Source organism: Micromonospora sp. DT15 (assembly GCF_049841475.1).
Lineage (GTDB): Bacteria > Actinomycetota > Actinomycetes > Mycobacteriales > Micromonosporaceae > Micromonospora.
In genome coordinates, this window is record NZ_JBNCKJ010000011.1 from 140,337 (window position 1) to 153,587 (window position 13,251).

12 protein-coding genes are annotated in these 13,251 nt (G+C 72.6%); 9 read left to right on the plus strand and 3 right to left on the minus strand.

The window, feature by feature from the left end:
• The first annotated feature begins 145 nt into the window (after positions 1-145).
• Both ACLQ3F_RS23840 and ACLQ3F_RS23845 read left to right on the plus strand, forming a co-directional pair.
• Positions 146-1,150 (plus strand): glycine betaine ABC transporter substrate-binding protein, encoded by a 1,005-nt coding sequence (locus ACLQ3F_RS23840; protein WP_355005953.1) that lies wholly within the window; start codon positions 146-148, stop codon positions 1,148-1,150.
• Between the two features lie 109 nt (positions 1,151-1,259).
• Entirely contained in the window at positions 1,260-2,894 is a 1,635-nt protein-coding gene (locus tag ACLQ3F_RS23845; RefSeq protein ID WP_425851495.1) for a hypothetical protein, read from the plus strand.
• 18 nt (positions 2,895-2,912) lie between these two features.
• On the opposite strand, the gene ACLQ3F_RS23850 is transcribed toward ACLQ3F_RS23845, so the two are convergent.
• On the minus strand, positions 2,913-4,100 hold the full coding sequence (locus ACLQ3F_RS23850) for an NADH-quinone oxidoreductase subunit D (protein ID WP_355005951.1): 1,188 nt from the start codon (positions 4,098-4,100) through the stop codon (positions 2,913-2,915).
• Positions 4,097-5,386, minus strand: a complete 1,290-nt coding sequence (locus ACLQ3F_RS23855) for an SAM-dependent methyltransferase (RefSeq protein ID WP_425851497.1) — start codon at positions 5,384-5,386, stop codon at positions 4,097-4,099. Before ACLQ3F_RS23855 ends, ACLQ3F_RS23850 begins: the two co-directional genes overlap by 4 nt.
• Positions 5,387-5,643: 257 nt before the next feature.
• Between ACLQ3F_RS23855 and ACLQ3F_RS23860 the strand changes: the two genes are divergently transcribed.
• The 7 genes from ACLQ3F_RS23860 to ACLQ3F_RS23890 all read left to right on the plus strand — a co-directional run bounded on the left by ACLQ3F_RS23860 (position 5,644) and on the right by ACLQ3F_RS23890 (position 12,394).
• Positions 5,644-6,609, plus strand: a complete 966-nt coding sequence (locus ACLQ3F_RS23860; RefSeq protein ID WP_425851499.1) for a Rossmann-like and DUF2520 domain-containing protein — start codon at positions 5,644-5,646, stop codon at positions 6,607-6,609.
• The gene (gene panC / locus ACLQ3F_RS23865) at positions 6,606-7,454 is read left to right on the plus strand and encodes a pantoate--beta-alanine ligase (RefSeq protein ID WP_425851501.1); all 849 of its coding nucleotides are present in this window, start codon (positions 6,606-6,608) and stop codon (positions 7,452-7,454) included. The genes ACLQ3F_RS23860 and panC overlap by 4 nt, the downstream gene beginning before the upstream one ends.
• Positions 7,455-7,500: 46 nt before the next feature.
• Positions 7,501-7,929 (plus strand): aspartate 1-decarboxylase, encoded by a 429-nt coding sequence (gene panD / locus ACLQ3F_RS23870; protein WP_355005947.1) that lies wholly within the window; start codon positions 7,501-7,503, stop codon positions 7,927-7,929.
• A gap of 96 nt (positions 7,930-8,025) precedes the next feature.
• Positions 8,026-8,922, plus strand: coding sequence for a septum formation family protein (locus tag ACLQ3F_RS23875; RefSeq protein ID WP_425851503.1), 897 nt, complete (start codon positions 8,026-8,028; stop codon positions 8,920-8,922).
• 108 nt (positions 8,923-9,030) lie between these two features.
• On the plus strand, positions 9,031-10,725 hold the full coding sequence (locus ACLQ3F_RS23880; protein ID WP_357206443.1) for an L-aspartate oxidase: 1,695 nt from the start codon (positions 9,031-9,033) through the stop codon (positions 10,723-10,725).
• The gene (gene nadC / locus ACLQ3F_RS23885) at positions 10,722-11,618 is read left to right on the plus strand and encodes a carboxylating nicotinate-nucleotide diphosphorylase (RefSeq protein WP_355005944.1); all 897 of its coding nucleotides are present in this window, start codon (positions 10,722-10,724) and stop codon (positions 11,616-11,618) included. Before ACLQ3F_RS23880 ends, nadC begins: the two co-directional genes overlap by 4 nt.
• Positions 11,619-11,635: 17 nt before the next feature.
• Complete coding sequence (locus ACLQ3F_RS23890; protein WP_355005943.1) at positions 11,636-12,394, plus strand: type III pantothenate kinase; 759 nt, start codon at positions 11,636-11,638, stop codon at positions 12,392-12,394.
• 35 nt (positions 12,395-12,429) lie between these two features.
• Here ACLQ3F_RS23890 and ACLQ3F_RS23895 read toward each other — a convergent pair whose 3' ends face one another.
• Entirely contained in the window at positions 12,430-13,170 is a 741-nt protein-coding gene (locus ACLQ3F_RS23895; RefSeq protein ID WP_425851504.1) for a class I SAM-dependent methyltransferase, read from the minus strand.
• Between the last annotated feature and the right edge of the window lie 81 nt (positions 13,171-13,251).

Below are 13,251 nucleotides of genomic sequence, written 5' to 3' on the forward strand. Positions count from 1 at the left end.
GATGGGGTGACGAAGTCCATCACAAGTTGTCGGTCGGTTCCGGAGGATGTTGGGTGGACATTCGCGGGCGGCCGACAGTCAGGATCGCCCGTCGGACACGCGGCCGGCCCGGGACGGGCCGCGCCGGGACACGGAAGGCGGGCACATGCGCGCACGTACACGCCTGGCGATCGGGGCGGTCAGCGCCGTCGCCGGGGCAGCACTGCTCACCGGCTGCGGTGACGCCGGCTCGTCCGGCACCGACGCACCCCAGACGAGCGCCTCCGGCGCCGGGTGCGCCCCGGTCGCCGGCCAGCAGCTCATCGCTCTGCAGGACGACAAGAAGCTCCAGAACTCCGACAATGTCATCCCTGCGGTCAACAGCAAGGCGGCCAACCCGCAGCTGATCGCCGCACTGGACAAGGTCTCCGCGGCACTCGACACCCCGAAGCTGATCCAGCTCAACAAGGCCGTCAACGAGGACCGCAAGACCCCCAAGGTGGCGGCCGAGGAGTTCGCCAGCGCGAACAACCTCACCGCCGGCATCGCCAAGGGCCCGGGTGGCGACATCACTGTGGGCGCCGGCAACTTCGCCGAGAGTCAGATCCTGGGTGAGCTGTACCGGATCGCGCTCAGCGCCGCCGGCTACCAGGTCAAGGTGCAGCAGATCGGCAACCGGGAGCTCTACGCGCCGGCTCTGGAGAAGGGCGAGATCCAGGTCGTCCCGGAGTACGCGGCGACGATGGCCGAGTTCCTCAACACCAAGGCCAACGGCCAGAACGCCCAGCCGATCTCCTCGCCGGACATCAACACGACGGTGACCGCGCTGAAGACCGAGGGCGACAAGGCCGGCCTCACCTTCGGCACCCCGGCCGCCGCGCAGGACCAGAACGCCTTCGCGGTGACCCAGGCCTTCGCCGACAAGTACGGCGTGCGGACCCTCTCCGAGCTGGCGGCGAAGTGCTCCGGCAGCGCGACAGTGCTGGGTGGCCCGCCGGAGTGCGAGCAGCGTCCGTTCTGCAAGCCGGGCCTGGAGAAGACCTACGGGCTGTCGGTCGGCAAGTTCTCCTCCCTGGACCAGGGCGGGCCGCTGACCAAGAGCGGGCTCCGCGACGGTTCGATCAGCGTGGGTCTGATCTTCTCGTCGGATGGCGCCTTCGCCACCAGCTGAGCCCCTTTCCGCAGGTGCTGAGGACGCCCCCGCCCCGACCGGGCGGGGGCGTCCCGGCGTCCGGGGACCCCGTTCCCTCCGCTGGATGTCGTGGGTAGGCTGCACATCCATGCCAGCCCCGGCCACCTCTGACGCCCGGCGTCAACCAACGCTGCTGACCATGCTCTTCTGGGCGGGCGTCGCTCTCGCGCCGGTGGCGGCGCTGATCCTGCTGGTGGCCGACGGCAATGGCCCGTTGCGTTTCGCCGCGGTGCTCGCCATCCTCGCGGTGGTGCTGATCGGCCTCTCCATCGCCTTGCGGCCCGACAACGAGGGCGCCTCGGCGCGGACCGACGAGTTGCTGGACGAGATCGAGGAACTGCGTCGGGAGTTGCGCGGCGAGATCGTGGCCGCCGCCCAGCGCGGTAACCAGGCACTCGACCAGGCGCAACGGGCCCATGAGGGGATCGCCGCGGTGCGCCGCCGTCTCGACGCCAGTGGTGCCGCCCTCGCCGGTGCCGCCCCCGCCGTCGAGCCGGCGGGTGCCGCACGGGCCCGGGTGGCTGCCGTCGAGCCGCCGGTGGACGACACGCCGGTGGCCCGTAACCGGGCCGACGCGCCGGCCGGCCGCGCCCGGGTTTCCGGCCCCGACGACGCGCCCCGGTGGGGCCGCCCCGGGCACCCGGACGACGACGAGCCGGCGTACGCCCGGGAGGCCCCCGAGAAGCCCGTTGCCGGAATGTACGGCGGGGAACGACCGGCTGCCACCGCGTACGGCTCAGCGCGCCCCCGGGAGCACGACCGCCCCGAGGCGGCGCACCGGCCGGGTGGCGTGGTCCGGCACACCGAGACCGTGCACGTCACCACCCGACACACAGTTGTGGACGGCGGCCCGGCCGAGCCGGCCGGGCGCTACGGCGGCGGCGGGTACGCCGGTCAGTGGACCCCACCCGCGCAGGAGTGGACCCGGGGCGGCGACGCCGATCAGCCCCCACGCCCGGCCGGCCGGGCGAGGCAAGAGCCGGAGCAGCACCCCCGAGCCGGGTACGGCGACGAGGCGGGCTGGACGGGCCGCCGCGACGAACCGGAGTGGACGGATCGGCGCGACGCGTACGCCCAGCCCGACGAGCCGGCCCCGCCAGCCCGGTCACACCGCAGCCCGGAGAGGCCGGCGGCGGAATCCTGGGACAGCCCGGACGATCGGGGCTGGTCGGAGCAGCGCGACCGGGCGGGCGCCCCGGCGCCGCAGGCCGGGCCGCCGTTGCGGGCCGACGACACCGGCGAGTACTGGTCTCAGCTGCGGGCCGGTGACCGGTGGGCTGCCGTCCGCGACGACGAGAACGGTCGAGAACTGCGCGTCGGCGAACGTCGGGCCGAGGTGCACGCCGACGCCAGCGGCACCGAGTACCGGGTGGCCGACCGCTGGGCCGCCGTCCGTCACGAGGAGCCGCGCCGTCACGAGGACGCCGGCCGCTACGAGGAGCCGCGCCGTCACGAGGACGCCGGCCGCTACGAGGACGCCGGCCGGTATGAGGAACCGCGCCGCCACGACGGTGGTCGGCGGGCCGAGCCGGAGAGGCCGGCGCTGCCGGTGGGCGGTGTGCCGATGCCGGACGAGTGGCGTCCACCGCGCCAACGCGGCCACCAGGCGGAACCGGCGCCCGAACGGACCGGCCGGCGGCGGGTCGACGAGCGTTACGGCTACCCGCCGCAGGACGACGTGCCGCGTGCCGGGGGCGCGCCGCCCACCGACCGCTGGCGGTGACCGGTCAGGCGGCTCCGGTCACTTGTCGATGTCCCCGACCACGAAGAACATCGACCCGAGGATCGCGATCAGGTCGGGGACCAGGCAGCCGGGGAGCAGGGTGGCCAACGCCTGCACGTTCGCGTACGAGGCGGTGCGCAGCTTCAACCGCCACGGCGTCTTCTCACCCCGCGACACCAGGTAGTAGCCGTTGATGCCGAGCGGGTTCTCCGTCCAGGCGTACGTGTGCCCCTCCGGCGCCTTGAGCACCTTCGGCAGCCGGGTGTTGATCGGCCCGGTCAGCCGGTCCACCCGGTCGAGGCACTGCTCGGCGAGGTCCAGTGACGCGTACACCTGGTCGAGCAGTACCTCGAAGCGGGCATGGCAGTCGCCGGCGGTCTTGGTGACCACCGGCACGTCCAGCTCGTCGTAGGCCAGGTAGGGGTCGTCGCGGCGCAGGTCCAGGTCGAGCCCGGACGCGCGGGCCACCGGCCCGGACGCGCCGAACGCGGCGGCGTCCGCGGCGGACAGCACACCCACGCCGACGGTGCGGGCCAGGAAGATCTCGTTACGCCGGATCAGGTGGTCCAGGTCGGGCAACCGGCGGCGTACCTCGCCGATCGCCGCGCGGGCCCGCCCGGTCCACCCGTACGGGACCTCTTCCTTGAGGCCACCCACCCGGTTGAACATGTAGTGGATCCGGCCACCGGAGACCTCCTCCATCACCGCCTGGATGGTTTCGCGTTCCCGGAAGGCGTAGAAGATCGGCGTGATCGCCCCGATCTCCAACGGGTACGAGCCGAGGAACATCAGGTGGTTCAGCACCCGGTTCAGCTCCGCCAGGGCCATTCGCAGCCAGGTGGCCCGTTCCGGCACCTCCATGCCCATCAGGCGTTCCACAGCGAGCACCACACCCAGCTCGTTGGAGAACGCCGAGAGCCAGTCGTGCCGGTTGGCCAGCACGATGATCTGCCGGTAGTCACGCACCTCGAAGAGCTTCTCCGCGCCCCGGTGCATGTAGCCGACGATCGGTTCACAGGCGACCACCCGCTCGCCGTCGAGCACCAGCTTCAACCGCAGCACGCCGTGGGTGGAGGGGTGCTGCGGACCGATGTTCAGCACCATGTCGGTGCCGAGTTGCTGATCACCGGTGCCGGGGATCAGCCCGGCCCCGGTGCCGACGGTCAGTTCGCGGAGGTCCCCGGCGTCGGTGGTCATGCCCGTCATCGTGCCACGGCCGACCCGAGCGGGATGCCGACCGGCTGGCGCAACCACCAGTGCCCACCCAGCCCGGCCGGGTCGGTCAGCTCGGCCACCGTCGACGCGGCGGCCAGCGCCCGCACGTAGCCGACCGGGTCGGTGCCGGCCAGGCTGAGCGGTGGTCGCCCGCCGTCGGCCCCGAGCGCCCGCAGCGCCTCCCGCTGCAAGACCAGGGAGTACGCGCACCGGGCGACCGCCGCACCAGCGGAGGCGACAGAGTCCATGGCCACGTGCGCCGTGACGTCACTCGACCCGTCGGGCACCGGAGGCACCTGCCGCCCACCCCGGTACCCGGTCAACGTCCCGTCGACCGGCCGGTCCTCGCTCAGATGCCCGTAGTCCACCGCGACGGCCAGCCCTCGGCTGATCTTCCCGACCGCGTTGGCCCACGTCTCGTCCCTGGTCCGGCCTATCTCCGCGCGGTGGGGGGTTTCGGGGCAGCCCGGCCGGCTCCGGGCGGTCAGGCTTGATCCCTCCGCCGGCCGGGCTGCCCCGAAACCCGACTCGCTGCCGCTTGTCGCGCCCGGCAAGGCCGAGGGCGCGGTGGAGCTGCCGTCCGTGGTTGACGAGTAGTGGGGCCACCACCTGGTGAGCCAGTCATGATCCGCAGGGCGGACCAGTTCGCCGATGGTCTCCGCGCCGCTGGTGGGATCGACCAGCACGTACCGCCAGCCATCTTCGGTGTGCATGGCCACGTCGAGTGGGACGTTGTCCAGCCACTCGGTGGCGATCAACAGTCCGGTGATCCCCTCCGGAATCTCGGACACCCAGTTGATCTCTTCGGGCAGGTTCTCCGGGCGAGGTGCGTACTCGACGGCTGTGAAGCGCACGCGCTCGGCGAGCGACGGACGAGCGGCGACCAACGACGGTTCCTCGCCCAGCGGACGGGCGGCGGCCGTGGGCGTCAGGGTTTCCGGGGAGCCCGCCCACGGAGGGATCAAGCCTGACCGCCCGGAGTGGGCGGGCTCCCCGGAAACCCCCACCGCAACCCCAACGGCGCCTTCAGACGCGAGAAGGCGGCGCAGGGCTAGCAGCAGTTCCCCCCGCCCGGCCCCGACGTCGACCACGTCGAGCCGTGGCGGATGGCCCAGGGCCGAGTCCACCTCTGCGACAAGGCGCCGGAGCGCGGTGGCGAAGGCCGGGGAGGCGTGCACGCTGGTGCGGAAGTGGTCGGCCGGGCCGGTGCCGGCGACGAAGAAGCCGCCCGGCCCGTAGAGGGCTTGGCTCATCGCGTCTCGCCAGGCGATCGACATCAGTTCACTCCGAATGCAGCGGGCGCGGCGCACGGTGATCAGGTGATGAAAAGTAGGTCAGAAACGCTCCGGTTACCTACTTTTCAGCACTTGATCATGGTGGCAGGGGGGACGCGCTGGCCTGGGGCGGTCGGGGACGGTGGTGAAGGGCACTTGAGGTGGTGGTGAAGGTTTTCACACATGCTTGTCCGGGTTCGGTGGGCCGGGCGCATACTTGCGATCGACCGGTACCCCTTCTCGAGGACTGGATCGTCGACATGAGCGCACCGATGCGCCCGCGTTCGGCCGCCCCGCAGGGGCCCGCCGTTCTCGGTGCCTCCGCCACTCCCCGCACCTCTCGTCTGCTCACCGTCGGTGTCATTGGCGCCGGTCGGGTCGGCGCCGTGCTGGGCGCCGTGCTCGCCGCCGCCGGGCACCGGGTGGTCGCCGTCTCCGGCAGCTCCGGAGCCAGCCGCGCCCGCCTCGCCCTGCTGTTGCCCGAGGTGCCCCGTCGCCCGGTCACCGCCGTGGCCCACGCCGCCGCCGACCTGCTGCTGATCGCGGTGCCGGACGACAGGCTGGCCGGTGTGGTGACCGACCTCGCGGAGCGGGGCGCGCTGCACCCGGGCCAGATCGTCGCGCACACCTCGGGGGCTCACGGCCTGGCCGTGCTCGGTCCGGCCGTCGCGGCCGGCGCCCGGCCACTCGCCCTGCACCCCGCGATGACCTTCACCGGTACGCCGGACGACCTGACCCGGCTGGACGGCATCTCGTACGGTGTGACCGCGCCGGCGGAGCTGCGCCCGCTGGCTGCCCGGCTGGTCGCCGACCTCGGTGGCGTGCCCGAGTGGGTGGCCGAGTCGGACCGCCCGCTCTACCACGCCGCGCTGGCGCACGGCGCGAATCACCTGGTGACCCTTGTCAACGAGGCGACCGACCGGTTGCGGGACGCCGGGGTTGCCCGGCCGGAGAAGGTGCTCGCCCCGCTGCTGCGGGCCGCCCTGGAGAACGCGCTGCGGCTCGGTGACGACGCGTTGACCGGCCCGGTCTCCCGTGGCGACGCGGGCACCGTGCAGCGGCACCTGGCCCGGTTGGCGGCCACCGCACCGGAATCCGTCCCCGCGTACCTGGCGTTGGCCCGTCGTACCGCCGACCGGGCGATCGCCGCCGGCCGGTTGCGGCCGGTGGACGCGCAGTCGCTGCTCGGCGTGCTGGCCGACAGCAGTCGGGAGGTGGCCGCATGACCCAGGTGGTGCATACGCGCGCCGAGTTGGCCGAGGCCCGGGCCGGGCTGAAGGGCACTGTCGGGGTGGTGATGACCATGGGTGCGCTGCACTCCGGCCACGAGACGTTGCTGCGCGCGGCCCGGGAACAGGCCGACCACGTGCTGGTCACGGTCTTCGTGAACCCGTTGCAGTTCGGGCCGAACGAGGACTTCGACCGCTACCCGCGCACCCTTGATGCCGATCTGGAGGTGTGCCGGCGGGCGGGCGCGGATCTGGTCTTCGCCCCGTCGGTGGCGGACATGTACCCGGATGGTCAGCCCCGCGTACGCCTCGATCCGGGCCAGCTCGGCGTCGAGCTGGAGGGGGCGAGCCGCCCCGGCTTCTTTCACGGGGTGCTCACTGTGGTGCTGAAGCTGCTCCAGCTCACCCGGCCGGACCTGGCGTTCTTCGGCGAGAAGGACTACCAGCAGCTCACCCTGGTCCGGCGGATGGCCCGCGACCTGGATGTGCCGGTCGAGGTGGTCGGCGTGCCGACCGTCCGGGAGCCGGATGGGCTGGCCCTTTCCAGCCGCAACCGTTACCTGAGTGAGCCGGAGCGGGCCGCCGCGCTGAGTCTGTCCGCCGCGCTGCGGGCCGGCGCGCAGGCCGCCGACGACGGCCTGGACGCGGCCGCGGTGCTGACCGCCGCGCACGCCGCGTTCGGCGCCGGTACGCCCGGTGCCCGCCTCGACTACCTGGTGCTCACCGATCCCGAGTTGGAACCGGGGCCGGTGGCTGGGCCTGCTCGGCTGGTGATCGCCGCCTGGGTGGGCGCCACCCGGTTGATCGACAACGCGGCGATCCACCTCGCCCCGCGCCCCTGACCCGGCCGTACCACCCGCCACCGAATACCCGCGAAAGGCCACTCCGATGTTGCGGACCATGCTCAAGTCGAAGATCCACCGAGCCACGGTGACCCAGGCCGACCTGCACTACGTCGGTTCGGTGACCGTGGACGAGGATCTGCTCGACGCCGCCGACCTGCTCCCCGGCGAGCAGGTGGCGATCGTGGACATCACCAACGGCGCCCGGCTGGAGACGTACGTGATCCCGGGCGAGCGGGGCAGTGGCGTGATCGGCATCAACGGCGCCGCCGCGCACCTGGTGCACCCCGGCGACCTGGTCATTCTGATCTCGTACGGGCAGATGGACGACGCCGAGGCCCGGACGTACCGGCCACGGGTCGTGCACGTCGACGCCGACAACCGGGTGATCGAGTTGGGTACCGATCCGGCTGCGGCGGCGCCTGGCACGGCCGGTAGCCCGGTGCCCAGCCCGTTGGCCGTGTCCGGAGTCTGATCCCCCGTACCGTGATTCCGGTCTGTTACCGGAAGGTCATTTCCGGTTACCCTGGGCACGCTGGCGGAAGCCGGTCGGTGGCTGGGGGAGGCCGCGATGAGCCGTGCCATGACGACAGTGTTCGCCGCTGCCGTGACGGCAGTGCTGCTGGTGGGCTGCGCCGGGTCCGGCGGGCTGGACGGTGATCTGACCGACGACTGGGCGGCGTTACCGGCACCGTCGGCGTTCACTCCGGCCGCCGGTGTGTGTCACGCCGCCGACTTCACCGATCTGGTCAGCCTGGCCAGTTATGAGCCGGTGGACTGCGCCGGGCCGCACCGTTTGGAGACGGTGCACGTCGGGGCTTTCCCGGCCGAGCGGGCGGCCGCTCCGGCGGGTGGTTCGGCCGAGCTGCGGGGTGCGTTCGCCGAGTGCGACACCCGGGCGACCCGCTACGTGGGTGACGAATGGCGGTCCGGCCGGCTGCGGCTGTCAGTGGCGCTGCCCAACGGGCCGGGGTGGGCGGCGGGTTCCCGGTGGTTCCGCTGCGACCTCACCGAGCTGACCACCGTCGAGGCGGCGGCGACAGTGGTGGTCCGGTCGGGCAGTCTGCGGGACGCGTTGAAGGGGCCCACCGGGCTGCGCCTCGGTTGCCAGCAGACCCGCGGTGGTGCCGGGCGGGGTGTGCAGACGCTGACGCCGGTGGAGTGCGGCAGACAGCACGACGCCGAGTTCGTCGGGGTGTGGCGCGCACCGGACCTGGCGTACCCGACCCGGGACGCCGACTGGCTGCCGCTCTACGCGGGTTGTCGTAGCGTCCTGGCCCGGTACGCGGGCGTTCCTGACGACGCCACGTTGCGCTTCCGCAGCGGTGTGGTGGTCCGTCCGCCGGGGGCGGGGCGTTGGAAGGTCGGTGATCGGGGCGTCCGCTGCTATCTGTGGCTCAGCGACCGTACGGTGACCGCTTCGTTGAAGGGCGCGGGCCCGGCTGGTCTGCCGGTCCGGACGAAGTGACCACGGCCTGACGGTCGGCGCGGCGCGGCGCGGGACGGACGGGGTCGCCCAAAACACTCGTCCCGCCCCCGCCGCCCCGGGCGAGGATGGTTCGGGTTGACTGGGGGGATGGACCTTCCGACCGTCGACCTGCCTGCCCTGCCCGCGCTGCTGGCCGCGCCCGCGCCCGGGTGGGTGGAGACCACCGACGTGATCGTGGTGGGTTCCGGCGTGGCCGGGTTGACCGCGGCGCTGCACCTGCGGGAGGCCGGTCTGCACGTCACGGTGGTCACCAAGGTCAACATTGACGACGGCTCGACCCGGTGGGCGCAGGGTGGCATCGCCGCCGTGCTCGACCCGGCCGACACCCCGGCGGCGCATGCCCGGGACACCGAGGTCGCCGGGGTCGGGCTGTGCGACCCGGCGGCGGTCCGGGTGCTGGTCGAGGAGGGCCCGACCCGGCTCCGTGAGTTGATCCGGATCGGCGCCGAGTTCGATCGGCACCCGGACGGCTCGCTGATGCTGACCCGCGAGGGCGGGCACCGGGCGGACCGGATCGTGCACGCCGGCGGCGACGCCACCGGCGCGGAGGTGCAGCGGGCCCTGCACGCCGCGGTGCAGCGCGACCCGTGGATCCGGCTGTTCGAGCACGCCCTCGTGCTGGATCTCCTGCGGGCGCCGGGCGACGGCCCGGACGGACTCGGCCCGGCCTGCGGGATCACCCTGCACGTGTTGGGTGAGGGCAGCGAGGACGGCGTCGGCGCGCTGCTGGCCCGTGCCGTCGTGCTCGCCACCGGTGGCATGGGGCAGATCTTCTCGGCCACCACCAACCCGGCGGTCTCCACCGGGGACGGGGTGGCGCTGGCGCTGCGGGCCGGCGCGGCCGTGACCGACGTGGAGTTCGTCCAGTTCCACCCGACTGCGCTGATCACCCCGTCCGGCGCGGGGGTGCCCGGGGCGGGGCACGCGCAGCAGCCGCTGGTCTCGGAGGCGTTGCGCGGCGAGGGCGCGTACCTGGTGGACGGGGACGGCAAGAGGTTCATGGTGGGCCAGCACGAATTGGCCGAGCTGGCACCCCGGGACGTGGTGGCCAAGGGCATCCACCGGGTGCTGCTGGCCACCGGCGCGGACCACGTCTTCCTCGACGCACGGCACCTGGGCGGCGATTTCCTGGCCGGTCGGTTCCCCACCATCGTGGCGTCCTGCCTGGCGATCGGCGTGGACCCGGCGACCGATCTGATCCCGGTGGCCCCGGCCGCCCACTACGCCTCCGGCGGGGTCCGGACCGACCTGCGCGGCCGTACCTCCATCCCGGGCCTGTACGCCTGCGGCGAGGTGGCCTGCACGGGTGTGCACGGCGCGAACCGGCTGGCCAGCAACTCGTTGCTGGAGGGTCTGGTCTTCTCCCGGCGGATCGCCGAGGACATCGCGGCCGGCCTGCCCGAGCAGGCCCAGCCGGCGGACACCGGCGCGTGGCGTGGCGGGACGGGTTGGGTGCTGCCCGCGGAGGTGACGCCGACCCTGCAACGGGCGATGACCCGGGGGGCGGGGGTGCTCCGATCCGCGGCGACGTTGGCCAGGACGGCCGGCACGTTGACCGACCTGGGCGCGGCCCGGGGCCGGCCGCGTACCGCCGACTGGGAGGCGACGAACCTGCTCACCGTGGCGTCGACGCTGGTTGCCGCCGCGTACGCCCGTGGTGAGACCCGGGGCTGCCACTGGCGGGAGGACTTCCCGACGGCCGACGAACGGTGGCTGGGCCATCTGGTCGGCGCGGTCGGGGCGCAGGGCCGGGTGACGCAACAGTGGGAGGGAAACTCGTGATCGAGTCGACGGAGACGGCGTTGCGGGCGGCGGGGTTGGATCCGGCGCACGTACGGCAGGTGATCGAGGGCGCGCTGGTGGAGGATCTGGGCCCGGATTTCCTGGACGTCACAAGCGTGGCGACCATTCCGGCGGATCAGACCGACACCGCCGACCTGGTGGCCCGCGCGGACGGGGTGTTGGCCGGGATGGCGGTGGCCGCTGCCGTGTTCGAGCTGGTGGGCGAGGTGACTGGCTTCGGTCGTACCGTCGAGGTGTCGGTTTTGGCCCGCGACGGCGAGCGGGTGGCCCGCGGCGACGTGCTGGCGACGGTGACCGGCCCGACCCGGCTGCTGCTGACGGCCGAGCGGACGGCGCTCAACCTGCTCTGCCGGATGTCCGGGGTGGCCACCCACACCCGCGCCTGGGCGGACGCGCTGGCCGGCTCGAAGGCGATGGTGCTGGACACCCGCAAGACGACGCCGGGCCTGCGGGCGCTGGAGAAGTACGCGGTGCGGGCCGGCGGCGGCACCAACAAACGGATGGGCCTCTACGACGTGGCCATGATCAAGGACAACCACAAGCTGGCGGCCGGGGGCATCACCGCCGCCTTCCGGCGGGTCCGGGAGGCTTTCCCGGAGGTGCCGGTGCAGGTGGAGGTGACGACAGTCGACGAGGCGGTGGAGGCGGTGGAGGCCGGCGCGGACTTCCTGCTCTGCGACAACATGACGCCGGAGGTGCTGGCCGGGGCGGTGGCCGCGGTGGGTGACCGGGCCGAGTTGGAGGCGACCGGCGGGCTGACCCTGGAGGTGGCCGGCCGGTACGCGGCCACCGGCGTGGACTTCCTCTCGGTGGGCGCGCTGACGCACTCGTCGCCGATCCTGGACATCGCGCTGGACCTGCGCAGCGAGTAGTTGTCTAGGCTGCGTGCGTGCTGCTCTGCATCGACATCGGAAACACCAACACCGTGCTGGCGACCTTCGACGGCGACAAGCTGGTGCACTCCTGGCGGATCAAGACCGATGCCCGCTCGACGGCGGACGAGCTGGGCCTGATGTTCCGGGGTCTGCTCGCCGGGGACAACGTCGAGATCACCGGTGTGGCCGCCTGCTCCACGGTGCCGGCCGCGCTGCGGTCGCTGCGCACCATGCTCAGCCGTTACTACGCGGAGGTGCCGAGCGTCGTCGTCGAGCCGGGCGTGCGGACCGGCGTGCAGTTGGCGATCGACAACCCCAAGGAGGTGGGCTCCGACCGGGTGGTGAACACCCTGGCGGCGTACACCCTCTACGGCGGTCCGTCGATCGTTGTGGACTTCGGCACCACCACCAACTTCGACGTGATCAGCGAGCGCGGCGAGTTCCTCGGCGGCGCGTTCGCCCCGGGCATCGAGATATCCTTCGACGCGCTGGCCGCCCGGGCCGCGCAACTGCGCAAGGTCGAGGCCACCAAGCCCCGCTCGGTGATCGGCAAGAACACCGTGGAGTGCCTCCAGGCCGGCCTGTACTTCGGCTTCGCCGGGCAGGTGGACCGGATCGTCGAGCGGATGACCGAGGAGTTGGGCGAGGTGCGGGCGGTGATCGCCACCGGCGGCCTCGCCTCTCTGGTGATCAACGAGTGTCGCAGCATCACCCACCACGAGCCGATGATCACCCTGATCGGTCTGCGGATGGTCTACGACCGCAACACCTGACCCCGGCCGCCGTCGGGCCGGCCTCCGTGCGGGCGTCAGCGCCGCCGGGCGCGCAGCACCAGCGTCCGGTACGGCAGTTCGATGGTGTCCCGGCCAGCCAGGGCGGGATGCGTGTTCAGGAGGTCGGTCAGCTCCCGCTCGACCCGCCGCTGATCGTCGGTGGAGGCGGTGAGCCAGTACGAGCGGGTGCGGACCATGCCGAACAGTTCGTCCGGCGTGAGCGTGGTGCGGTGCGTGAACTCGCGCTTCTCGACGGCGTCGAACGCGGGGCCGAAGTCGGCGCCCTCTCCGAAGACCTGACTGGTCGACTTGTCTCCGAAGTGGGCGATACGACCCAGCTCGGCCACCCAGTCGACGCTGCCGTCCCGGATGTTCCAGATGGGGGCGAAGGTGCCTCCGGTGCGGAGCACCCGGGCGATCTCGGCGTGCGCGGGCCCCCGGTCGAACCAGTGGTACGCCGTCCCCACCAGCACCGCGTCCACCGTCGCGTCGGGCAGCGGCATGGCCTCGGCGCTGCCCGCCAGCGCCGTCGTGCCCGGGGTGCTGGCGGCGAGCTGCGCCCGCATCCCCGGATCGGGCTCGACCGGCACGACCTCGTGACCCAGTGCCAGCACAGCGCGGGTCAGGATGCCGGTGCCCGCCGCGAGATCGACCACCCGGGCTTCGCTCAGCCCGTCGAGTGCCCAGCTGACCGCAGCCTCGGGATAGCGTGGCCGAAACCGGTCGTAATCACTCGCAGCGACACCGAACGACAGGGCGTGAGTGTGATCGACCATGACGGGCAGGTTATCCCGTAACGGCCTCAGGCGCGCTTGAGTACGCTCGGCCCTGACCCCCTGTATCTCCGTGACGAGGAA